The following is a 22,879-nucleotide window of genomic DNA, read 5'->3' on the forward strand; positions in this document are numbered from 1 at the left end:
GCCGTCACCGGGCGACCGTACGTCGGCCACCCCGTACGACGGGCCGTCCGACGTACAGGACGGGCCGTCCGACGTGTAGGACGAGCCGTCCGATTCGAAGGTTTCGAGTACCTTTTCGGAAGTCGACAGAGTAAGGATCCGCATGGAAACGGCCGCAGCCACCGCGGCGGGCGACGCCGGAGCCCGGACCCCGGCCGCGGCCGACGACCGCCCTGAGACCGGACCGGGCCGCCTTCGCGGCGCTGCCGCCGCGCTCCGCGCCCCGCGCCTGGACCCGTACTGGACGGCCGTCGTCCTCTTCGCCCTGTTCACCACGCTGTCGGTGCAGCGCTATCGCACCCTGGGCACGATCTCCTGGGACCTCGGGATATTCGAGCAGGTCATACGGTCCTACGCGCATCTCCAGGCGCCGGTCGCGGACCTCAAGGGACCGGGCGCGAACATCCTCGGGGACCACTTCAGCCCGGTCCTCGTCCTGCTCGCCCCGCTCTACCGGCTGCTCCCCTCCCCCGTCACGCTGCTCACGGCGCAGGCCGCGCTCTTCGCGCTGTCCGCCGTGCCCGTCACCCGGTGCGCGGCCCGGCTGCTCGGCCGCCGCGCCGGGCTCGCGATCGGCGCGGCGTACGGACTGTCCTGGGGACTGCAGCGCGCCGTCGACTTCGACTTCCACGAGATCGCGTTCGCGCTGCCGATGATCGCCTTCGCGCTGGAGGCGGTGGTGCGCGGGCGGTGGACCGCGGCGGCCTGCTGGGCGGCACCGCTGGTCCTGGTCAAGGAGGACCTGGGGGTGACCGCTGCGGCCATCGGCGTGATCATCGTGATCCGGGCGCGGCGGGCGGTGCCCGCGGGCATCGCGCTGGCCGTCTTCGGGCTCGCCGCCACCGCCCTCACCCTCGGCGTGATCATCCCGGCGTTCAACGGCGCCGGCTCGTACGACTACTGGACCAAGCTCAGCGGCGACGGCGGCCCGGCCCCCGTCATCCCCCTGGACACGGCCGTCCGCACGCTGCTGTGGACCCTGCTGCCCACGACCGGCCTGCTGGCGCTGCGTTCACCGCTGCTGCTCGCCGCCGTACCGACGATCGGCTGGCGGTTCGTCTCGCACGACGACCACTACTGGGGCACCGACTGGCACTACAGCGCCGTCCTGATGCCGGTGGTCTTCCTGGCGCTGATCGACGCGCTGCCCCGGTTCCGTACGAGCGGCCGTCCCTGGCTGCGCGGTTACGCCGCGCACCTGCCGGCCGCGGCGGCGGCCGCCGCGCTCGCGCTGACCACGTCGCTCCCGCTGGCCCGGCTCACCGAAGCAACCACGTACCGCGTGCCGGCCTCCGTCGCCCGGGCCGAGGCGCTGCTCGCCCGCGTCCCCGACGGCGCGACCGTCGAGGCCGACGTGCGGCCCATCAGCCGCCTCACCGGCCGGACGACGGTGTACTGGATAGGTGACACCCGCGGCATAGCCCCGGACTACGTCGCGGTCCAGCTCCGCGACGGACGGACCACGCCACAGGCCGCCGCGGAGGCCGCCGACCGCCACCCGGGCACGGTCTACGTACCGGACGGCGAGGCGGGCGGCCTGACCCTCCTCAAGCGAGCCGGGAAGGACTGACGGCGGCGGGACCGCAGTCCCGCCACGCGCCGCCGGTGGTCCTGGTCACGCCCCCAGGGCCGCCCACGAACGCCCCGGCCCCCGTCACGACCCCAGGATCGACGTCAGGAACTCCCCGACCCACGACAGCAGTTCGCGGCCGACGACGGGCTTGCCGCCGATCTTGCCGGTGGTCGGGCGGGGCACCAGGACCTGGTGGGTGGCCGGCTTGATGACCGTACGCGGGTACAGCCGCTTCAGCCGCAGCTCCTGGGACTCGCGCAGCTCGACCGGGCCGAAGCGGACGTTGGAGCCCTGGAGGGTGATGTCGGTGACGCCGCAGGCCCGGGCGAGCATCCGCAGGCCCGCGACGAGCAGGAGGTTCTCCACCGGTTCGGGCAGCTTGCCGTAACGGTCGGTCAGCTCCTCGCGGACGGCCTTGATGTCCTCCTCGGTGCCGGCGGAGGCGATCGCGCGGTACGCCTGGAGGCGCAGCCGCTCGCCGGGCGCGTAGTCGTGCGGGACGTGCGCGTCGACCGGCAGCTCGATCTTGACCTCCAGCGGCGGCTCCTCCTCCACGCCGCCCTCCAGGGAGGCGCGGTAGTCCGCGACGGCCTCGCCGACCATGCGGACGTACAGGTCGAAGCCGACGCCCGCGATGTGGCCCGACTGCTCGCCGCCGAGGAGGTTGCCCGCGCCGCGGATCTCCAGGTCCTTCATCGCGACGTACATGCCGGCGCCCATCTCCGTGTGCTGGGCGATGGTCGCCAGGCGTTCGTGCGCGGTCTCGGTGAGCGGCTTCTCCGGCGGGTAGAGGAAGTAGGCGTAGCCGCGCTCGCGGCCACGGCCGACCCGGCCGCGCAGCTGGTGCAGCTGGGAGAGGCCGAAGTTGTCGCCGCGTTCGACGATCAGGGTGTTGGCGTTGGAGATGTCGATGCCGGACTCGACGATGGTCGTGGCGACCAGTACGTCGGACTTCTTCTCCCAGAAGTCGACCACGACCTGTTCGAGGGCGGATTCCGACATCTGGCCGTGGGCCGTGGCGATGCGCGCCTCGGGGACGATCTCGCGCAGCCGGGCGGCCGCGCGGTCGATGGACTCCACACGGTTGTGGATGTAGAAGACCTGGCCCTCGCGGAGCAGTTCGCGGCGGATGGCGGCGCCGATCTGCTTCTCCTCGTACGGCCCGACGAAGGTGAGGACGGGGTGCCGCTCCTCGGGCGGGGTGGTGATGGTGGACATCTCGCGGATGCCCGTCACCGCCATTTCGAGCGTACGGGGGATGGGCGTCGCGGACATGGTCAGCACGTCCACGTTGGCGCGGAGCTTCTTCAGCTGCTCCTTGTGCTCGACGCCGAAGCGCTGCTCCTCGTCGACGATGACCAGGCCCAGGTCCTTGAACTTGGTCTCGGAGGAGAACAGGCGGTGGGTCCCGATGACGATGTCGACGGAGCCGTCCTTGAGCCCTTCGAGGGTGGCCTTGGACTCGGTTTCGGTCTGGAAGCGGGAGAGCGCGCGGACGTTCACGGGGAACTGGCCGTAGCGCTCGGTGAAGGTCCCGAAGTGCTGCTGCACGAGCAGCGTGGTCGGCACGAGCACGGCGACCTGCTTGCCGTCCTGGACCGCCTTGAAGGCCGCGCGGACCGCGATCTCGGTCTTGCCGTAGCCGACGTCGCCGCAGATCAGCCGGTCCATCGGGACCGTCTTCTCCATGTCCTCCTTGACCTCGGCGATGGTGGTGAGCTGGTCGGGCGTCTCCGCGTACGGGAACGCGTCCTCCAGCTCGCGCTGCCAGGGGGTGTCCGGGCCGAAGGCGTGGCCGGGCGCCGCCATCCGCGCCGAGTAGAGCTTGATCAGGTCGGCGGCGATCTCCTTGACGGCCTTCTTCGCGCGCGCCTTGGTCTTGGTCCAGTCGGCGCCGCCGAGGCGGTGCAGCGTCGGGGCCTCGCCGCCGACGTACTTGGTGACCTGCTCCAGCTGGTCGGTGGGGATGTAGAGGCGGTCGCCGGGCTGGCCGCGCTTGGCGGGCGCGTACTCCACGAGGAGGTACTCGCGGGTGGCGCCCTGGACCGTGCGCTGGATCATCTCGATGTACCGGCCCACGCCGTGCTGTTCGTGGACGATGTAGTCGCCCGCTTCGAGGGTGAGCGGGTCGATGGTCTTGCGGCGCCGGGCCGGCATCCGCGTGGCGTCCTTGCCGGCCGCCTTCTGGCCCGAGAGGTCGGTCTCGGTGAGCACCGCGAGCTTCAGCTGCGGATCGACGAAGCCGTTGTCGATCGAGCCGCAGGAGACGTGCACGACGGACGGGGAGATCTCCGCCAGTTCCGGGTCCAGCCGGGCGGCGATGCCCTCGCCGCCGAGCACCTCGACCGTACGGGCCGCGGGGCCGTGGCCCTCGGTGAGGTAGACCGTGCGCCAGCCGTCGGCCAGCCACTGCTTGGTGTCGGCCAGCGCGCGCTGGGTGTCGCCTCTGTACGTCTCGGGGGCGTGCATGCCGAGCTTGAGGGTGTCACCGTCGTCGGCCCCCGCCTCGTCGGCGGCGAACTGGGAGACCGACCACCACATCATGCCCAGCTCGCGGGCGCGGTCGCGGACGTCGGCGATGCCCCACAGGGAGGCCGCGTCCACGTCGATCGGCGCCTCTCCCCCGCCGGCCGTCGCTGCCCAGGAGGCCTGCAGGAACTCCTGGCTCGTGGCGACCAGGTCGGCGGCGCGCGTACGGACCCGCTCGGGGTCGCAGACCACGGTCATGGCGCCGGCCGGGAGGACGTCGAGCAGCAGCTCCATGTCGTCCACGAGGACCGGGGCGAGGGACTCCATGCCCTCGACCGCGATGCCCTCGGCGATCTTGCCGAGCAGCTCGCCCAGCTCGGGGTGGTCCTCGGCGAGGGCCGCCGCGCGCTCCCGTACGGAGTCGGTGAGCAGCAGCTCGCGGCAGGGCGGCGCCCACAGGCCGTGCTCGGCGATCTCCAGGGAGCGCTGGTCGGCGACCTTGAAGTAACGGATCTCCTCGACGTCGTCGCCCCAGAACTCGACCCGCAGGGGGTGCTCCTCGGTGGGCGGGAAGACGTCCAGGATGCCGCCGCGGACCGCGAACTCGCCGCGCTTCTCGACCAGTTCGACGCGGGCGTACGCGGCGGCCGCGAGCCCGTCGACGACCTCGCCGAGGTCGGCGGTCTGGCCCGTGCGCAGTGCGACGGGCTCCAGCTCGCCCAGCCCCTTGACCTGCGGCTGCAGTACGGATCGGACGGGCGCGACGACGACGGAGACGGGGCCGGCGGCCGGGTCGTCCTTGCTCGGGTGGGTCAGCCGGCGCAGCACGGCGAGGCGGCGGCCGACGGTGTCCGAGCGGGGCGAGAGGCGTTCGTGCGGCAGGGTCTCCCAGGACGGGTACTCCACGACGCCGTCCGCGGGCAGCACGGAGCGCAGCGCGGCCGCCAGGTCCTCGGCCTCCCGGCCGGTCGCGGTGACCGCGAGCACCGGGCGCTGCGCATCGCGGGCCAGCGCGGCGACGGCGAACGGGCGGGCGGCCGGCGGGCCGACCAGGTCCACATGGCGGCGGTGCCCGTCGACGGCCGCCTCGACCGCTTCGGCCAGCGCCGGGTCCCGTACGACGGCGTCGAGCAGTCCTGTCAGGCTCATGAAAAGGCTTCCGTCCCAGGGAGTCGGACAACGCGAACGACCGGCCGCTTCCTACCGCGGGCTGGGCGCGACGCACGGGGCGTACGTGACGCCGGCAGCCGGTGCGCGGTGAGCGGGCCGGGGTTTCCCAGGGTACGCCCGCCCGCCGACAGCCACCGGTCGTACCGGCCGCCGACACCCGTCCGCCCCGGCCCGCCTCTTTCCGCCGTCGTCCGCTCCGGTGCGCGGGCCGTCTCGTTGCACGAGAAGCGCCGTTCCGCAATCCGGGCCCGCATGGAATGGTGTCCCGTACACGGATACGGCGGAGGGGGCACGGTGGGCGGGACCGGTGGAGGCGGCACGGTGAGCGGGGCCGGCGGACGTACGGGCCCGGAGCGGACCGCGGCGGCAGCGCCGGAGACGTCGGGGGCGGACCGCCCGGCCCCGAGATCCGCCGGGACGGCCGACGCGGCACCGGAGGCGGCCGACGCGGCACCGGAGGCGGCCGGCACGGCGCGGTCGGCCGGCAGGCCCGGGGGCGCCACCACCCGGCGCGGCCCCGTGGTCGCGGCCCTCATGCTCGGCATGGCGCTGGCCGCGCTGGACTCCACCATCATCGCCACCGCCGTCCCGCAGATCGTCGGGGACCTCGGCGGCTTCTCGGTCTTCTCCTGGCTCTTCTCCGGCTACCTGCTGGCCGTCACCGTCACCCTGCCCGTCTACGGCAAGCTCTCGGACACCTTCGGCCGCAAGCCCGTCCTCGTCACCGGCATCGTGATCTTCCTCGCCGGATCGCTGCTGTGCGCGGGTGCCTGGAACATGGCCTCCCTGATCGCCTTCCGCGTCCTGCAGGGCCTCGGCGGCGGCGCGCTCCAGGGCACCGTGCAGACCATCGCCGCCGACCTGTACCCGATGAAGGAGCGGCCCCGCATCCAGGCCAGGCTCTCCACCGTCTGGGCCACCTCCTCCGTGGCAGGGCCCGCGCTCGGCGGCCTCCTCGCGGCGTACGCGGACTGGCGCTGGATCTTCCTCGTCAACCTGCCGGTCGGCGCGGTCGCCCTCTGGCTCGTGCTGCGCCACTTCTTTGAAGACAGGAGGGGCTTTGAGGACAGGAGGGGGCTCGGGGGCAACAGGAGGGGGCTCGGGGGCGCCTCGGACCGCTCCCGGTCCTCCCGGCCGGTCATCGACTGGCCCGGCGCGCTGGCCATCTTCGCCTGCGGCGGGCTGCTGCTGACCGCGCTCGTCCAGGGCGGCGTCGCCTGGCCCTGGCTCTCCACGCCCTCGCTGCTCCTGCTGGGCGGCAGCGCCCTGTGCGCGGCCGCCACGGTGCTCATCGAACGCCGCGCCGCCGAGCCGATCATCCCCGGCTGGGTCTGGCGCCGCCGCACCATCTCCACCGTCAACCTCGCGCTCGGCGCCCTCGGCCTGCTGATGGTCGCCCCGACCGTCTTCCTGCCCACCTACGCGCAGGCGGTGCTGGGCCTCGGCCCGATCGCGGCCGGCTTCGTGCTGTCCACCATGACCATGAGCTGGCCGATAGCCGCCGCGCTCAGCAGCCACGTCTACAACCGCCTCGGCATCCGCACCTGCGCGCTCATCGGCATGGCCGCGAGCACGCTGGTCCTGCTGGCCTTCCCGCAGCTGCCCTACCCGGGCGCGGCCTGGCAGCCCGCGCTGCTCTCGCTCGCGCTGGGCGCCACCCTCGGCCTCTTCCAGCTGCCGCTGATCATCGGCGTGCAGTCCTCCGTCGGGTACGCCGAACGGGGCACGGCCACTGCCTCGATCCTCTTCTGCCGCCAGGTCGGCCAGTCCGTCGGGGCCGCGCTCTTCGGGGCCGTCGCCAACGCCACCCTCGCCGGGCGGCTCGCGGACGCGCCCGCCGACCTCCGCGCCGGGCTGCCGGACGGCCTGGACGCGGTGTCCCGCGCCCTGGAACACGCCGGCGCGCTCACCGACCGCGCCGCCGACTACCTGCGCCGCGCCGTGGACGTCACCGTCGAGCACGTCTACTACGGCGCGGCGGCCGCCGGACTCCTGGCGCTGGTCGCGCTGCTCTTCGCACCGCGCCGCTTCCCCGTGCACGCGGACGCGCGGGACGGGGACGTACGGGACGGCGACGTGCAGGGCTGCGACGTACGGGACGGCACGGAGGCCGCGCCCGCCGAGAAGAGCTGACGGGCCACCGGCTCCGGGGACTGCGGCCTCAGCCCTCCGTGCGCGGCAGCTCGGTTTCGAGCGTGTCCTCCTCGTCCGGGTCCACACCACGCTTGGCGGGCGCCTCCTCGGGGGCGGAGACAGCGGCCGCCTCGGGGGCGGCCTCCGCGCTGCCCTCGTACGCGGGCGCCTCCTCGTACACGGGGGCCGCTTCGTACACGGGCTCCGCTCGGTACGTGTGCGCCTCCTCGTGCGAGGCCCCCTCTTCGTACGACGCAGCGCCGTACGAGGTCTCCGCGCCGTGAGCGGTCTCTGTGCCGTACGTGGTCTCCGCGTCGTACGAGGCTTCTCGCGCCGCCTCTTGGCCGGCGTCCTCGGCCGTGTCGTGCTGCGCGGCCGGGGCCTCTTCGGTGTGCTCGCGCACGGCCTCGGTGCTGTCCGCCGTCACGTCGTACACATGGCCGGAATCCTGTGCGTCCGCCGTGCTGCCGGCGTCCGGCTCCGGCTCGGCCGCGTCCGGGTCCTTGCCCATGAGGGTGGCCAGGCTGCTGCGTACGTGTGCCATGTGGGAGCGCAGCTCCTCACGGCGCTCCTCGTGCTCGCGCAGCGTCCGCTCCGTGGCGCGTTCGACGCGGGCGGCCTCGGCCTCGGCCCGCGCGATCAGATCGGCGCTGCGGGCCGCGGCCTCCTCGTCGATCTCGCGCGCGGTCTCCTCCATCTTGGCGTAGTAGCGCTGCACCTCCACGATGCGCGCCTCGCCGCGCTCCTCCAGGACCGCGACCCGCTGATCCATGGCCGCGTCCTGCTCGGCCAGCTGCTGCTCGGCCGCCGCCCACTTGTCGGCCAGGCTCTTCTCCTGGTCCTCCAGCACCTCGGCGGTGCGCCGGCGCATCTCGCGCAGCGCCTCCTGGGCCTCCTGGCGCAGCTCCTCGGCCTCGTCGGTGGCCGCCGCGACCGCCGCAGCGGCCTCGGCCTCGGCCGCCTCCACGGCGCGCACCGCGGCGTCCTCGGTGTCCCGGTGCAGTTCGAGCGCGTAGGTGTCGGCGGCGTCGCCCTGCTCCCGCGCGTACTCCGCCGCCTCGTCCCGCAGCCGCTCGGCGGTCGACGCCGCCTCGGTGCGCAGCCGCTCCGCCTCGGACTCCGTGGTGGTCAGGATCAGCCGCGCCTGCTCACTCAGGGACTCGTAGGTCTGGGGCGGCATCTGGGCGAGGTACTCGCGCAGCCGCTCCAGCTCCGCGGTCATCTCGTTGGCCAGCACGGTGAGGCGGGCCGCCCGCTCCCAGCAGGAGTCGCGGTCCACCGAGAGCCCTTCGACCCTCCGGTCCACGTCCTCCGGACGGTAGCCACGCCCTCGTACGACCTCGAACCCGTGAGGCGACACCGATGCACTCATCCCTCAAAGCCCCTCTCCGACAGTGACGTGGTCCGGCGCACATCTTTGTTGATCCGTCCGAAGCACCCATAACGCGACACTCCGCACCTATCCCTGCCCAAGGATGCGTCACTTTTCGGCAGAAGTCGGAATCGGCTCGTCGGCGCGCACGGCACGGAAGAGCCGCCGGGCCCTCTCCTCGTCCCACACGAGCACGTCCCCCGCGCCCGCGATCTGCTCGCCCGGGCCGGTCACCGGCACCGTCACGGCCTTCCCCGAGCCGTCCGCCACCTGTTTCATCGACAGTCCCATCTGCGTCAGGTCCACCACGCCCGTACGGTCGTCCACCCGCAGTGCCGCCAGTGCCGCGTCGAGCGCCGGCACCACCCGGAAGGGGTTCAGCAGCACTCCGGGGCCGAGCATCCGCGCCGACACCGCGCTGATCAGTGCCCGCTGCCGCTGCACGCGTCCCAGATCGCCCCGTGGATCGCTGTAACGGGCCCGTACGTACGCCAGCGCCCGCACGCCGTTCATGTGCGAGCAGCCCGCCGGGAAGTCCGCGCCCGACTTCTCGTCCTGCAACGGCGCGTCCAGGCACAGCCGGACCCCGCCGAGCGCGTCCACGACCCGGACCAGGCCGAGGAAGTCGACCTCGGCGTAGTGGTCGACGCGCAGGCCCGTGGCCTGTTCGACGGTGCGCGAGAGCAGCTTCGCGCCGCCGATCCCGTACGCCGCGTTGATCTTGTTCTTGCCGTGCCCCGGGACCGTGACATAGCTGTCCCGCGGCAGGCTCACCAGATACGGCCCGCTGTCCCCGTAGTGCAGCAGCATCACCGTATCGGTGTTGCGGCCCGCGTCATGGCCCACGTGCAGCTTCTGCTGCTGCCGGGGGGACAGATCGCGCCGGGTGTCGGAACCGACCAGCAGCCAGTTCGTGCCCTTGCCGGAGGGCGGCCGCCCCGAGTAGCCGCTCACTGCGTCCATCTGGCGCAGCTGTCCGCCCGCCCAGAAGAACAGCGCGACCGCCAGCGCGACGGCCAGCAGCACCACCACCGTCACCAGCAGCGCGATCCGCCGCGGCCAGGACCGCCTACGGCGGCGCCGCGCACGCCCGCCGCGGTACAGCGTCGACGAGCTCGGCTGCGGCAGCGACGGAGGGGCCATACCGGCATGATCGTGGCGCCCGACCCGCCTCGCAGGTCGAGCGCCACGTATGACACGTCGTCACCGCCGTACGGGGGACACTCCCCCGCGGCGGGACCGGGCCGTACCGCCTACAGCAGGCCGTCCCACATCTGCTCCAGCAGGACCGACCACCAGGTCTCGGGCGAACCGAGCGCCGCCGGGTCCAGCGCCGCCAGCTGCACCTGGAAGTCCGTGGTCCAGCGGCCCGCCTGCTCCGGGTTCAGCCCGTACCGCAGCCGCCACATCCGGCCCAGCATCGCCAGGCAGCGCACGAACTCGGGCAGCCCGGTGTTCACGAACTGCGGCGTCGCCGCCTGACCGCCGGGGCCGGCCTCCAGCGGCACCGCCACGATGTGCGCCGTGCCGTACTGGACGCACAGCTGACGGCCGAAGTCCGTGCCCATCACCAGGTACGAGCCCGCGTCCGGAGCCGGCTGCACGCCCCGCTCCTGAGCCAGCTCGGCCAGCGTCGGCACCGGACGGCCCGGCTGCGCCTGCCCCCAGAAGAACGGGCCGAAATCGACCGGCACACCGGCCCACATCAGGGTCTGCGCCACGACGTCGGGCACACCCTGCCGGGAGACCGCCCGCTGGTCGAAGCGGAACACCCCCTGCGGCCCGAACGCCTGCTCAAGCTCCTGGCCGATCGCCTGCGGCGGCGCCGGCGGCGCCATCTGGATCTGCGACGGGTGCGGCAGCGGCACCCGCACCGGAGCCGGGCGCGCCGGACCGTCCGCCACCTGGTGCAGCTCGCCCTGGTGCTCGACCAGATGCCGTACGCCCTGCTGCCGCGAGGCATGGTCGTGGCCGTACGCGGCGGTATGGCTGATCCGCACCTGCGGCCAGGTCTCGCGGATCATCCGGGCGCAGTAACCGCCCGGCAGGTCGCAGGACTCCAGCTCGGTGTGGAGCTCCAGCACCTGCTGCGGCGGCACGTTCAGGCCGCGCAGCTCGTGCAGGATCTGCCACTCCGGGTGCGGCGTACCGGGCGCCGAACGCCGGATGATCTGCTGCTCGGAGCCGTCGGGCGCGCGGTACCGCAGCACGGCCATGTAGCCGGGGCCGACGGTCGGCTGACCGGTCGGCGCCTGCGGATATCCGTACGCGCCCGGCCCGGCGGGCGCACCGGGGTGCTGTCCCATGGGCGGCGCGGGCGGCGGCGCACCGGGCCCTGCGGGCGGCGCACCGGGACCGGGCGGCGGCGTACCGGGGCTCGCCAGCATGGTGGCCGCCGCGTGCACACCCCCGCCGGGCGCGCCGGGATTGGCCGGAACGGCCGGCGGCGTGTGGGGAGCCGGGGGCGGCGGCGGAGGCGTACCGGGGCCCGCGGCGCCGGGCGTACCGGGCGGCGAGGGAGGCGGCGGCGTACCGCCACCGGTCCGGCCGGCCGCGGGGTTGCCGCCCAGCGACGCGCCGTCGGCCAGCATCGTGGCGGCGGCGTGCACGCCCCCACCCGGAGCGCCGGGGGCCGCAGGCACAGCGGGGGCACCGGGCGCTGCGGGGGTACCGGGCGTGCCGGGCGCGCCCGGAGGCGGCGTCTGCGCGCCGTCCGCCGCGTCCGGGGGGCCGGCGGGCCCGGCCGCATCCGGGTCCAGCTGGGACACCAGCTGCGTCGGCACATACCCGCCCGCCGGACCACCGGGGGCAGCGGGCGGCGTACCGGGGGCCGCGGGAGGCTGCGTTTCGGGGGCAGCGGGCGGCGGCGTACCGGGTCCCTGCGGGGTGATCTCGGCCTTGTCGGTCGCCTCGTCCGCGATCTCGGCGGGCGACGGCCGGCCGGCCCCGGGGACACCGGGAGGCGGCGGCGTACCGGGCGCAGCGGACTGCGGCATACCGGGAGCCGCAGGTGACGGCGTACCAGGAGCAGCGGTCGGCGGCGTACCGGGACCGGCGGGATGCTGCACACCAGGTGCAGCGGACGGCTGCACACCAGGAGCCGCAGGCGGCGGCATATCGGGGGCAGCGGGCGGCGGCGCACTCGGGCCCGGCGCCGGGGCCGCCCCGGGAGGCGGCGGCAGGTGCGTCACAGGCGGGCCGGACGGCGGCGGCAGCTCCGAGAGCACCGGGCCGGCTCCGGGAGCCGCGGCGTGCGGGTCCTCGACGGCGGGCGCGACCGCGGTGGGCGGCAGGTTGCTGCCGCCCGGCAGCAGTTCGGTCTTGGCGTCCGGGCGCACCGAGGGCCGGTCCGGCTTCGCGGCCGCGTCCTCCTCCATGTCCAGCTGCGGCGCGAACACGGTCGCGGGCAGCCCCACCGACCGGTCGTCGGCCTCGTCGTCCGCGGTGATGTCCGTGCCCTCCCAGGAAGGCGCGGCGGGCGCAGACGTACCGGAGGCCGGCGCGACGGACTCCTCCGGGCCCCGCTCCGCCGCCGTCACCGGCTGCGGCTCCGGCGCGACGGGAGGCGCGGGAGGCGCGACAGGCGCAACAGGCGGCTCGGCTTGCGGCGTCACAGCAGACGGCGCCTCGGCGGCAGACGGCTCAACAGGCGGCACCACGGCCGACGGTTCGACGGCAGCCGACCCGCCCGAAGGCTCAGCGGCAGAGGACTCAGCAGCCGACGACTCAGCGGCACCCGGCTCACCAACCCGCTCGGCGGCAGGCTCGGCCCCCGACGGCTGTGTTGCCGCCGGCTCCGCGCCCGACCGCCGGTCCGGGATGCCGATCGCGTCCGCCGCCTCCTGCAGCCACTCCGGCGGCGTCAGCAGGAACGACGTCTGCTCCAGATCGATGCGCTGCGGCGGCACCTCGGGCGCCGGCGCGGCGTCCGGCACCGCGCCGTACTCCTCCTCGTACCGGCGAATCACCTCACCCACCGGCAGCCCCGGCCACAGCGTCGTCTCACCGCTGTCCCGGGCGATCACCAGCCGCTGCCGGCCGCCGTCCCCGACCGGGCCGCCCTCGCGGTCCTCCGCCCAGGCCACAAAGCCCAGGTCGAACTCCCGTACCCGCACCTCACGCTGCTGGTACGCCGGCACCTCGCCGTTGACCCAGCGCTCCGCGCGCTCCTGCGCCTGCGCGAACGTCACCATCGCGCCTCACCCCTCCACCGGAACGGCGTGCGCGAAGCCGCCGTCCACCATCAGGTTCGCCACGGTCTCCAGCTCCGGCGGATTGCCCGCGAGGCGCTCCAGGAACTCGTCGAAGTCCGCACCGCACGGCAACAGCAGCCGCTCCACCCGCTCCTGGACCGTCCAGCCGTCCCGGTCCCGCGCGTCGTCGTACGCGCAGAACCACACCGACCCGACCGCGTCCCCCTTCACCTTCACGGCGATCACGCCGCCCTGGACGAACCCGACGCCCAGATAGTCCTTCGTGAAGTGGTCCCGCAGACACTTGTTCACATAGACCAGATCGTTCACGGCCGCGTCGTCCCGCACGGTGAAGAACGGCTGATCCACCAGCAGCCCCAGCTCCGGGTCGAGCGCGGCACCCACGGGCGCGCACCCGCCCGCCGCCTTCAGAAACGCCCGGTACGCGCCCGGCAGGCGGTACCCCAGAGCCTCCTCGGCCTGCAATACCGCGTCCTCGGTCACCGACACGTCGCGGTACGGCAGCCCGAAATGCGCGGGCCGCGTCTCCTGAAGGGGCCGCGTGCCGCGCTTCTCGTGGTCCACCGCCGCCGTCGCCAGCCCGGCGTGGTGCCGCAGCAGCGCCTTCACCTCGACCGGCACCAGCTGCAGCCGCCGGGTACCCGCCACGTGGTGCCAGGTCCAGCCGTGCGGCGTCGCCACCGACGGCACGTCCTCCCACAGCTCGTGGCCCTCCGCGTGCAGCGCGGCATTGGCCGACACGAAGTCCGTCAGCCGGAGCTCGTCGACCCCGAAACCGTCCGGCGGCTCGGCGATCTCCGCCGCGGCGCGCGCGTACGGCGAGAAGTCCGGGAACCCGTTCCCGTCCATCCGCACCCCCCTCGGGAAGCGCGCCGCCCGCACCGGGTCCGGGAAGTGCACGACCTGCCCGGCGTAGGCCGTGTTCGGTGGCGCGGCATGTCCCCCAGCCTGGCGGCTGGGCGGTACCCCCAGCCCACTGAATGGACCTGTCGTCATGGCGGATGCCCCCTGGCTGGAACTGGCTACTGCCGCACAGCCTAAGCGGTCCGGCAACCCCCGCCCCCGCCCCCGGCCACCCGCGGCGACCGGCCACCGGACACCCGTCGGCCGCCCGCGGCAGGCCCGCACACCCGTACTGGCACACCCCCGACCGGCCGACTGCCACGGACCGGTGACAAGGACTGTCACCGACCAGTGACACCCGCACGGCAAGCCCGACTTCCGCAACACCCAGCGAGTTTGGCAGGCTGACCCCCGCAGACGGGGGGATGCAGGGAGGGAAAGCACCGCATGAGCACAACCGCACAGTCCACCGCACAGTCCAAAGAACGGACCGCGGAAGAGCACACCGCACCGACGCCGGCGCACTCCGCCGGCGATCCCCGGATCGGCTGGAGCAGCACCGCCGACCACGACGGACCGCCCGTACTCCGGCACCGCCGCGACGGCATCCTCCCCACCGTCGCCGCCGCCCTGTCCGTCCGCGGCGAGACCCTCACCTGCACCGCGAGCAAGTCCGAGCAGCCGCCCACGCTCCACCCGCTCGTCCAGGACTTCCTCGACACCCTCAGCACCGCACAGCGCGAGCGCTTCACCGGCCGCTGTCCCGAAGCCGTCCTGCTCTCCCGGCACCTCACCGCCGTCGAGGCCAACCGCTCCAAACGGCAGTCCAAAAAGCCCCTCACCAACGGCGAGGCCCGCCGCTCCCTGAAGCACTCCAAACTCACCGCCCGCCACATCCGCGAGGACGGCGACCCCCAGCACGGCCACTACGCGGCACCCTGCCGCTCCTGCGACGCGCTCCTCGCCTTCTTCGGCGTCATGCCCGTCGGCTTCGCCTCGGCAGGGAGCTGAACCGCACCATGACCCCCTCCACCACCGCGTACGACCGCGCCGCCGGCGACACCACCCGCTTCCCCGTCGCCGTCGACGCCGCCCTGCACGAAGCCGGCTGGCAGCCCGGCCGCTGGGACATCAAGCAGGCCGAACGCTGGGCCGACGCCCTCCGCGAGCACACCTCGCCCGGCGGCCACCGGCACACCGTCTTCCCCGCCGCCGTCGAGGCCTGGGCCGAATTCGGCACCCTGCGCATCAGCGCGCCCGGCCCCGGCCGGCACATCGCGCCCACACCCTTCGAGATCGACCCGCTGTACGGCATCCACCTCGCCCGCACGCTGGGCGACCTCGGCCGCGCGCTGGACACCCAGGTCGCTCCCCTCGGCCGCGAGGCCGACAGCCAGGCCACCCTCGCCATCGACGCACAGGGCCGGGTCTACAGCCTCGACCACACCGGCGACTGGTACCTCGGCCACGACCTCGACCAGGCCCTCGGCACCCTCGTCCTCGGCAGCCGCCCCACCCGCCTGACGGTCGCCACGGACTGACCCCGCGACACCTGGACCGGCCCCGGGACAGGGGCCCGCGCCACGCCGTACGACCGGCCGCCGCAGGGCGGCCCCTCCCCCCCCCGTTACGGCTGCGGCGCCTCGCCCGCGGGGAGCACCGCCGACACCCGGAAACCGCCCGCGTCCGTCGGGCCCGAGACGAACACCCCGCCCAGGCCGGTCACCCGCTCACGCATCCCCACCAGGCCATTGCCCCCGCTCGGCAGGCCCGCGTCCGCCGCACCGCGCGCCGACGGACCGTTCTCCACCTGCACCGCGACCTCCCCCTCGCGGTGCGCCAGCCGCACCCGCACCGCCGCCCCCGGCGCGTGCTTGTGCACGTTCGTCAGCGCCTCCTGCACCACACGGAACGCGGTCTGCTCCACCCCCGGCCCGTACGCCCCCGGCTCCCCGTCCACCGACAGCTCCACCACCGTGCCCGCGGCGCGCGACTGGTCCACCAACGCCGCCACCTCCGCCAGCGACGGCCCCTCCCCTTCGCTCTCCACCGGCCCCGACACCCCGCCGCCCGCCTCGACGCGCGCCCGCACCGCACCCGGCGCACCACCCGCGGCCACCCCGCCGGCCCCGGCGCCCGCCGGCCCCGCGGACTCCGGCATCCGCGGCACCCGCGACACCTTGGACGCCACCGCCACCAGACGCTCCGGCTCGTCCGACACCCGCACCGACGCCGCCGCGCCCTCCCCCGTACGCAGCACCCCCAGCATTTCCCGCAGTTCCGTCAGCGCCTGCCGACCCATGTCCCCCACCAGGCCCGCATTCCGCGACGCCTTCTCGGGGTCCTTCAGCGCCACCGCCTGCAACGCCGCCGCGTGCACCACCATCAGGCTCACCCGGTGCGCCACCACGTCGTGCATCTCGCGCGCGATCCGCGTCCGCTCCTCGTTCCGCGCCCACTCCGCGCGCTCCTCGGCGCGCTCCGCGAGCAGCATCAGCTCCCGCTCCAGGCCGTCCGCGCGCTCCCGCAGGCTCTCCACCAGCCGGCGCCGCGCCCCCACGTACAGCCCCAGCAGCACCGGCGGTGCCGTCAGGACCAGGCCCAGCGCCACCGACGACAGCGGAACGAACCACCACGGCGGGTCGAAGTCCTCCTGCGACGCCACGTCCTGCGCCATGTTCAGGCTCGTGATGATGAGCGTGCCGACGACGGACATCCCCGCCAGCAGCACCGTGAACCGCCGCGGCACGTCCGACGCCGCCAGCGTGTACAGGCCCACGACCGTCAGCAGCCCGCCCAGCTCCGCCGGGGACACCGCGATCGAGACCAGTACGACGACAATCGGCCACTTGCGGCGCACCAGCAGCACCGGGCCGACCAGCAGTCCGAGCACGATTCCCGCCACCATCGGCAGCCGGGACTCCTCGGCGAACTGCACCCCCTCGAAGACGCACTCCACCGTCGAGGCGACCGCCAGGAACACGTCCAGCACGGCGCCACGGCGGCGCTCCCACCACCACGGCCCGCTGTGCGGCGCGCCCCTGACGCCCCCGGCGTCCCTTACCCCCGTCGTGGTCATACCGCCCACCCTACGGGCGCCCGCCACCGTTTTCCGGCCACGGCCACCACCATGCAGCGCGCCCGTTACGGGCCAGTACCTGCGACTTTCCCCCGAAGCGACGAATCACCCGGCATTTCCGGCGCGTCCGCCCCTCCGACTACCGACGCTTTGCACTGTGACAAACACCCACACGGGATTCGAGTCCCTGCGCGACGAGGCGGTCACCCTCCGCCGCGCGGGCCTCAGCCGCCGCCAGATCCGCGACCGCCTCCACATCCACAACAACGACCTCCTCAACCGCCTCCTGGACGGCGTACCGGTCCCGGAGTGGACCAAGCGCCCCAACGCGAAGGACGACCTCCGCGCCAGAGCCCGCGAGCTCCGCACGCAGGGCATGACGTACGACCAGATCCAACTGGAGCTGGGCTGCTCCAAGAGCTCGATCTCGCTCTGGGTACGGGACCTGCCGAAACCGGAGCGGCGCGCACCCGGCGAGCAGGCCAAGCTCGCCTCGCAGAAGCGCTGGGAGCACGAGCTCGCCGTGCGCGACGTGGAGCGACAGAAGACGAAGGCCGCCGCGCGGGACGAGGTCGGCAGGCTGAGCGATCGCGAACTGCTTCTCATCGGTGCGGGCCTCTACTGGGCCGAGGGCTCAAAGGACAAGCCGTATCGCCGAACCGAGGTCGTAGCCTTCATCAACAGCGACCCCGACATGATCCGCGTGCACCTCCGCTGGCTGGACCTGCTCGGCATCGACCGCGACCGGCTCCACCTTCACGTGATGATCCACGAGTCGGCGGACGTTGCGGGGGCGGAGCGCTACTGGGCCGACCTGACCGGCATGGACGCCGCCTCCTTCGGCAAGACCACCCTCAAGAAGCACAACCCGAAGACGGTGCGGAAGAACGTCGGCGAGGGGTACCGCGGCTGCCTGGTGATCCGCGTCAAGCAGGGCGCCGACCTATACCGTCGCATTGAAGGCTGGTGGTACGGCATAGTGTTGGGTGCTGAACGGGATCAGCCGGGGGAATGTCCGGTTTAACCCTGTTCGCTATCCCCTGTGGTGTAATTGGCAGCACTGGGGCTTTTGGTGCCCTATGTCCGGGTTCGAGTCCTGGCAGGGGAGCAGGAAACACAACTGCTCAGTTCGGGTCCCGGCGGACACGTCGGGACCCGTCCGCGTTTCGGCTGCAATACGCACCGGTATCCTTCGGGTGTCCACCACCCGAAGTAGCCAAGAAGCCGAAGGGCATCCCCGTGAGCGCCAACCTTCCCCAAGTTCTCGGCTCCGCTCGAGTGGGGGAGACCCCACTGGCAGCCGTCGTCGTTCTCGCAGCGGGTGAGGGCACCCGCATGAAGTCGGCGACTCCGAAGGTCCTGCACGCGATCTGCGGCCGCTCTCTCGTCGGCCACGTCGTCTCCGCCTCCCGTGAGCTCGACCCTGAGCACCTCGTCGTGGTCGTGGGCCACGCCCGCGAACAGGTCACCGCGCATCTCGCCGAGATCGACGCGGGCGTCCGCACGGCGGTGCAGCACGAGCAGAACGGCACCGGGCACGCCGTCCGGATGGGGCTGGAGGAGCTGACCTCCGGCGGTTCCGGCGAGGCCGGCGCACCGGGCGTGGAGCTGGACGGCACGGTGGTCGTCGTGTGCGGGGACACCCCGCTGCTCACCGGCGCGACCCTCAAGGCACTGTCCGAGACGCACGCCGCCGACGGCAACGCCGTCACCGTGCTGTCCGCCGAGGTGCCGGACGCGACCGGGTACGGACGGATCGTGCGGGACGAGGCCACCGGCGCGGTCACCGCGATCGTGGAGCACAAGGACGCCACCGACGCGCAGCGCGCGATCCGGGAGATCAACTCCGGTGTGTTCGCGTTCGACGCGCGGCTGCTGGTCGACGCGTTGGGCAAGGTGCGGACGGACAACAGCCAGGGCGAGGAGTACCTCACCGACGTGCTGGGGATCGTGCGGGAGGCCGGGCACCGGGTGGGTGCGGCAGTCGCGGACGATCACCGGGAGATCCTGGGCATCAACAACCGCGTGCAGCTGGCGGAGGCGCGCCGGCTGCTGAACGACCGGCTGCTGGAAGCGGCGATGCTCAGCGGCGTGACGGTCGTGGACCCGGCGACGACGTGGCTGGACGCTGCGGTGACGTTCGAGCCGGACGCGGTGGTGCACCCCGGTACGCAGTTGCTGGGTGCGACGCATGTCGGCGCGTTCGCCGAGGTGGGTCCGCAGTCGCGGCTGACGGACACGACGGTCGGCGAGGGCGCGGTGGTGTCGTTCACGGTGGCGGACGGGGTGAAGGTCGGCCCGGGGGCGAGCGTGGGTCCGTACGCGTATCTGCGGCCGGGTACGGAGCTGGGGCCGAAGGCGAAGGCCGGCACGTACGTGGAGATGAAGAACTCGAAGATCGGTGAGGGCACGAAGGTGCCGCATCTGTCCTATGTGGGGGATGCGACCATTGGTGAGTACACCAACATCGGTGCGGCGAGCGTCTTCGTGAACTACGACGGTGAGGCGAAGCATCACACGACAGTGGGGTCTCACTGCAAGACGGGGTCGGACAACATGTTTGTGGCTCCTGTCACGATCGGGGACGGTGCGTACACCGCGGCGGGCTCCGTGATCACCAAGGATGTGCCCCCGGGTTCGCTGGCTGTCGCGCGTGGACAGCAGCGGAATATCGAGGGCTGGGTCGCTCGCAAGCGACCGGGAAGCGCCGCCGCGCAGGCCGCTTCGGCTGCTCGTCAGGAGAGCAAGGACGAGCAGTGACCGGGCAACGGGTGCGCCGTGCGGGGCGTACCGTGATAAGCGCACGCAACGTGGACGGCGCACCCCCAGCGCCCTCATGTTTGACAGCTTGGCAAGGAGATTTGCTGTGACCGGGATCAAGACGACCGGCGAGAAGAAGCTGATGCTCTTCTCCGGCCGCGCCCACCCCGAGCTGGCGGAGGAGGTTGCTCACCAGCTGGGTGTCGGCCTGGTCCCGACGAAGGCGTTCGACTTCGCGAACGGTGAGATCTACGTCCGCTACCAGGAGTCGGCGCGTGGCGCGGACTGCTTTTTGATTCAGAGCCACACGGCTCCGATCAATAAGTGGATCATGGAACAGCTGATCATGATCGATGCTCTGAAGCGCGCTTCCGCGCGGAGCATCACGGTGGTCATCCCGTCGTACGGTTACGCCCGTCAGGACAAGAAGCACCGCGGCCGCGAGCCCATCTCGGCCCGCCTGGTGGCGGATCTGCTGAAGACGGCGGGTGCGGACCGCATCGTCACGGTGGACCTGCACACCGACCAGATCCAGGGCTTCTTCGACGGCCCGGTGGACCACCTGTTCGCGCTGCCGGTGCTGGCGGACTACGTGGGCGCGAAGGTCGACCGGAACAAGCTGACGGTGGTCTCCCCCGACGCCGGCCGCGTGCGGGTGGCCGACCGCTGGTGCGACCGGCTGGACGCCCCGCTGGCGATCGTCCACAAGCGGCGCGACAAGGACGTGGCGAACCAGGTCACCGTCCACGAGGTCGTGGGTGACGTGAAGGACCGCGTGTGCGTCCTGGTCGACGACATGGTGGACACCGGCGGCACGATCTGCGCGGCCGCCGACGCGCTGTTCGCGAACGGCGCGGCCGATGTCATCGTCACGGCGACGCACGGCATCCTGTCCGGCCCGGCCGCCGACCGCCTGAAGAACTCCAAGGTGAGCGAGTTCGTGTTCACCAACACGCTGCCGACGCCGGGTGAGCTGGAGCTCGACAAGATCACGGTGCTCTCGATGGCGCCGACGATCGCGCGGGCGATCCAGGAGGTCTTCGAGGACGGCTCGGTGACCAGCCTCTTCGAGGAGCAGTGAGCTGATTTCCGGCTTAAGCGGGGCTTCCGCGCGGAGCTTACGTAGATCAATTTTCTGGGCGGCCTCCCCGCCGGGTAGACTCATCGAGTTGCTCGGCGAGGGAGGCCGTACTCATACGTACGGGGCTCCGTTATCGACGCGCTCTTCGTAGCAGGTCTGTCGTGGGCCGGGTGACGGTCGTCAGATCCGAGAAAAGTACTACGAGGAGTGCACCATGGCCGAGGTGAAGATTTCCGCCGAGCTGCGTACCGAGTTCGGCAAGGGCAGCGCCCGTCGTCTGCGTCGTGAGGACAAGGTTCCCGCCGTTGTTTACGGTCACGGTTCCGAGCCGCGCCACGTGGCCCTGCCGCACCACGACACGCTGATGGCGCTGAAGAACTCGAACGTCCTGATCAGCCTGGACATCGACGGCAAGCAGGAGCTGGTGATCCCCAAGGACGTGCAGCGCGCCACGCTCCGCATGGGCATCATCAACCACGTCGACCTGCTGCTGGTCCGCCGTGGCGAGAAGGTCAACGTCGAGCTGGCGATCCACACCGAGGGCGAGCTGGCCCCGGGCGGCAACCTGCTCGAGCACGTCCTGAACACCCTGCCGGTCCAGGCCGAGGCGACCCACATCCCCGAGTCGGTCACCGCCGACATCGCGGGCCTGGACGCCGGCCAGTCGGTCCTGGCGAAGGACATCAAGCTGCCCAAGGGTGTCTCCCTGGACGTCGAGGACGACGCCATCGTGCTGCAGGTCGTGGCCGCGCAGGCCGAGGCCCCCGCCGAGGGCGAGGGCGAGGCCGAGGAGGGCGCCGAGGCCTGAGCCTCGGACCGCCTCTGACGGCCGTCCGTTCCGACGGTCGCCGTCACCGGTTCTTCCGCCGCCGTCCCGTTCGTTGCGAGCGGGGCGGCGGTTTTTCTTACGTACAGGAGTGCAGCTGTGAGTGAGGTTGCGGCGGGGCCGTGGCTGGTGGTGGGTCTGGGGAATCCGGGGCCCGAGTACGCCGGCAACCGGCACAACGTGGGATTCATGGTGGCCGATCTGCTGGCGGAGCGGATGGGTGGCCGGTTCAAGGCGCACAAGGCGCGGGCGCAGGTGGTCGAGGGCCGGATCGGTCCGCCGGGGCCGTTGAGTCGTCGGGTCGTGGTGGCGAAGCCGTCGTCGTACATGAATCTGTCGGGCGGCCCGGTCACGGCGCTGCGGGACTTCTACAAGGTCCCGGTGGAGCGGATCGTGGCGGTCCATGACGAGCTGGACATCGACTACGGGGCGCTGCGGCTGAAGCTGGGTGGCGGCGACAACGGGCACAACGGCCTGAAGTCGATGACGAAGTCGATGGGTGCGGAGTACCACCGCGTGCGGTTCGGCATCGGGCGGCCGCCGGGGCGGATGCAGGTCGCGGACTTTGTCCTGAAGGACTTCTCGTCGGCGGAGCGCAAGGAGCTGGACTACTTCGTGGACCGCGCGGCGGATGCGGTGGAAGCGCTGGTCACAGAGGGGTTGGAACGGGCGCAATCCGCCTACAACTCCTGAGCGGGACAGCGCGGGACGACGTCTGACGAACCGTTCTGATCGAGTTGACCGCGCGTACTCGCATGGCCAAGGATCACCGCCATGTCCAGGACAGGTACGACAGGGACCAAGAAGCGCAGCCGTACCCGGCGGGCGGGCGAGAGCGCCTTCGGGTTGCTGCTCGTGCTGAAGAACACGCTGATGGCTCTGCTCGCGCTGCTGCTGCTGGTGGCCGGTGCGTGGACGTCGTGGAACACGGCGCAGTACGCGATGCTCGTGCAGGCCAAGGAGCGCGGCACGTTGACGGTCGCGGGGTGCGACGACGACCGCTGCTGGGGCCCTTACGTGCCGACGGGCGGGGACGGGCAGCGCCGGGCGAAGGTCGTGCTCGCGGAGACGGCGGCGCCGGAGAAGGGCCGGCGGGTCGAGGTCACGGTCGAGCCGGACACGGACCGCGCGGTGCGCACGGGTCCCGGCGGCATTCTGTACGCGTGGGTTCCCCTGGGCGGCGCGCTGCTGCTGGCTTCCCTCGTAGTGGCGGGAGGCCTGCGCATGCGGCGGACGGCGTGGGGCGTCGGCCTTTCCGGGGTTGCGCTGCTGGTGGCGGCGTTCTTCACGCTCTGACGGACGTCGAGGCGGCCGGTCACG

Annotated in this window: 16 protein-coding genes and 1 tRNA gene; 11 read left to right on the forward strand and 6 right to left on the reverse strand. The window is 72.7% G+C overall.

What is annotated here, in order from left to right; all coding sequences use genetic code 11:
* Window positions 1-142 precede the first annotated feature (142 nt).
* Window positions 143-1,609 carry a DUF2079 domain-containing protein gene (locus ACIGQF_RS13215; protein ID WP_399709120.1) on the forward strand — a complete coding sequence of 489 codons (1,467 nt, stop codon included), beginning with the start codon at window positions 143-145 and terminating at the stop codon, window positions 1,607-1,609.
* An 84-nt stretch (window positions 1,610-1,693) separates the two neighbouring features.
* Here ACIGQF_RS13215 and mfd read toward each other — a convergent pair whose 3' ends face one another.
* Window positions 1,694-5,230 (reverse strand): transcription-repair coupling factor, encoded by a 3,537-nt coding sequence (gene mfd / locus ACIGQF_RS13220; protein WP_399709124.1) that lies wholly within the window; start codon window positions 5,228-5,230, stop codon window positions 1,694-1,696.
* A 555-nt stretch (window positions 5,231-5,785) separates the two neighbouring features.
* Between mfd and ACIGQF_RS13225 the strand changes: the two genes are divergently transcribed.
* The gene (locus ACIGQF_RS13225) at window positions 5,786-7,384 is read left to right on the forward strand and encodes an MFS transporter (RefSeq protein ID WP_399710122.1); all 1,599 of its coding nucleotides are present in this window, start codon (window positions 5,786-5,788) and stop codon (window positions 7,382-7,384) included.
* Window positions 7,385-7,412: 28 nt separating this feature from the next.
* Here ACIGQF_RS13225 and ACIGQF_RS13230 read toward each other — a convergent pair whose 3' ends face one another.
* From ACIGQF_RS13230 to ACIGQF_RS13245, 4 genes are all read right to left on the reverse strand, one after another.
* Window positions 7,413-8,690 carry a cellulose-binding protein gene (locus tag ACIGQF_RS13230; protein ID WP_399709127.1) on the reverse strand — a complete coding sequence of 426 codons (1,278 nt, stop codon included), beginning with the start codon at window positions 8,688-8,690 and terminating at the stop codon, window positions 7,413-7,415.
* Window positions 8,691-8,864: 174 nt separating this feature from the next.
* Window positions 8,865-9,800 carry an LCP family protein gene (locus ACIGQF_RS13235; protein WP_399710124.1) on the reverse strand — a complete coding sequence of 312 codons (936 nt, stop codon included), beginning with the start codon at window positions 9,798-9,800 and terminating at the stop codon, window positions 8,865-8,867.
* 209 nt (window positions 9,801-10,009) lie between these two features.
* Window positions 10,010-12,949 carry an SUKH-4 family immunity protein gene (locus ACIGQF_RS13240; protein ID WP_399709130.1) on the reverse strand — a complete coding sequence of 980 codons (2,940 nt, stop codon included), beginning with the start codon at window positions 12,947-12,949 and terminating at the stop codon, window positions 10,010-10,012.
* Window positions 12,950-12,955: 6 nt separating this feature from the next.
* Window positions 12,956-13,966 (reverse strand): SMI1/KNR4 family protein, encoded by a 1,011-nt coding sequence (locus tag ACIGQF_RS13245; RefSeq protein WP_399709133.1) that lies wholly within the window; start codon window positions 13,964-13,966, stop codon window positions 12,956-12,958.
* A gap of 294 nt (window positions 13,967-14,260) precedes the next feature.
* Between ACIGQF_RS13245 and ACIGQF_RS13250 the strand changes: the two genes are divergently transcribed.
* Both ACIGQF_RS13250 and ACIGQF_RS13255 read left to right on the forward strand, forming a co-directional pair.
* The gene (locus ACIGQF_RS13250) at window positions 14,261-14,824 is read left to right on the forward strand and encodes a YwqJ-related putative deaminase (protein ID WP_399709136.1); all 564 of its coding nucleotides are present in this window, start codon (window positions 14,261-14,263) and stop codon (window positions 14,822-14,824) included.
* 8 nt (window positions 14,825-14,832) lie between these two features.
* Window positions 14,833-15,354 (forward strand): SUKH-3 domain-containing protein, encoded by a 522-nt coding sequence (locus tag ACIGQF_RS13255; RefSeq protein WP_399709139.1) that lies wholly within the window; start codon window positions 14,833-14,835, stop codon window positions 15,352-15,354.
* An 86-nt stretch (window positions 15,355-15,440) separates the two neighbouring features.
* Here ACIGQF_RS13255 and ACIGQF_RS13260 read toward each other — a convergent pair whose 3' ends face one another.
* The gene (locus ACIGQF_RS13260; RefSeq protein ID WP_399709142.1) at window positions 15,441-16,892 is read right to left on the reverse strand and encodes a sensor histidine kinase; all 1,452 of its coding nucleotides are present in this window, start codon (window positions 16,890-16,892) and stop codon (window positions 15,441-15,443) included.
* Window positions 16,893-17,049: 157 nt separating this feature from the next.
* Here ACIGQF_RS13260 and ACIGQF_RS13265 point away from each other — a divergent pair, with 157 nt between their 5' ends.
* The 7 genes from ACIGQF_RS13265 to ACIGQF_RS13295 all read left to right on the forward strand — a co-directional run bounded on the left by ACIGQF_RS13265 (window position 17,050) and on the right by ACIGQF_RS13295 (window position 22,855).
* A complete protein-coding gene (locus ACIGQF_RS13265; protein ID WP_399709144.1) occupies window positions 17,050-17,916 on the forward strand; it encodes a hypothetical protein in 867 nt (288 codons plus the stop codon).
* Between the two features lie 12 nt (window positions 17,917-17,928).
* A tRNA-Gln gene (locus ACIGQF_RS13270) sits at window positions 17,929-18,000 on the forward strand.
* Between the two features lie 170 nt (window positions 18,001-18,170).
* Window positions 18,171-19,652: a bifunctional UDP-N-acetylglucosamine diphosphorylase/glucosamine-1-phosphate N-acetyltransferase GlmU gene (glmU, locus tag ACIGQF_RS13275; RefSeq protein WP_399709147.1), complete on the forward strand. Its 1,482-nt coding sequence runs from the start codon at window positions 18,171-18,173 to the stop codon at window positions 19,650-19,652.
* A gap of 106 nt (window positions 19,653-19,758) precedes the next feature.
* Entirely contained in the window at window positions 19,759-20,733 is a 975-nt protein-coding gene (locus ACIGQF_RS13280) for a ribose-phosphate diphosphokinase (protein WP_361567829.1), read from the forward strand.
* 214 nt (window positions 20,734-20,947) lie between these two features.
* Window positions 20,948-21,541 carry a 50S ribosomal protein L25/general stress protein Ctc gene (locus ACIGQF_RS13285; protein WP_399709150.1) on the forward strand — a complete coding sequence of 198 codons (594 nt, stop codon included), beginning with the start codon at window positions 20,948-20,950 and terminating at the stop codon, window positions 21,539-21,541.
* Between the two features lie 117 nt (window positions 21,542-21,658).
* A complete protein-coding gene (pth, locus tag ACIGQF_RS13290; RefSeq protein WP_399709154.1) occupies window positions 21,659-22,252 on the forward strand; it encodes an aminoacyl-tRNA hydrolase in 594 nt (197 codons plus the stop codon).
* A gap of 81 nt (window positions 22,253-22,333) precedes the next feature.
* Entirely contained in the window at window positions 22,334-22,855 is a 522-nt protein-coding gene (locus ACIGQF_RS13295) for a hypothetical protein (protein WP_399709157.1), read from the forward strand.
* The last annotated feature ends 24 nt before the right edge of the window (window positions 22,856-22,879 follow it).

It is taken from the genome of Streptomyces sp. NPDC053560 (assembly GCF_044544605.1).
Classification (GTDB): domain Bacteria; phylum Actinomycetota; class Actinomycetes; order Streptomycetales; family Streptomycetaceae; genus Streptomyces.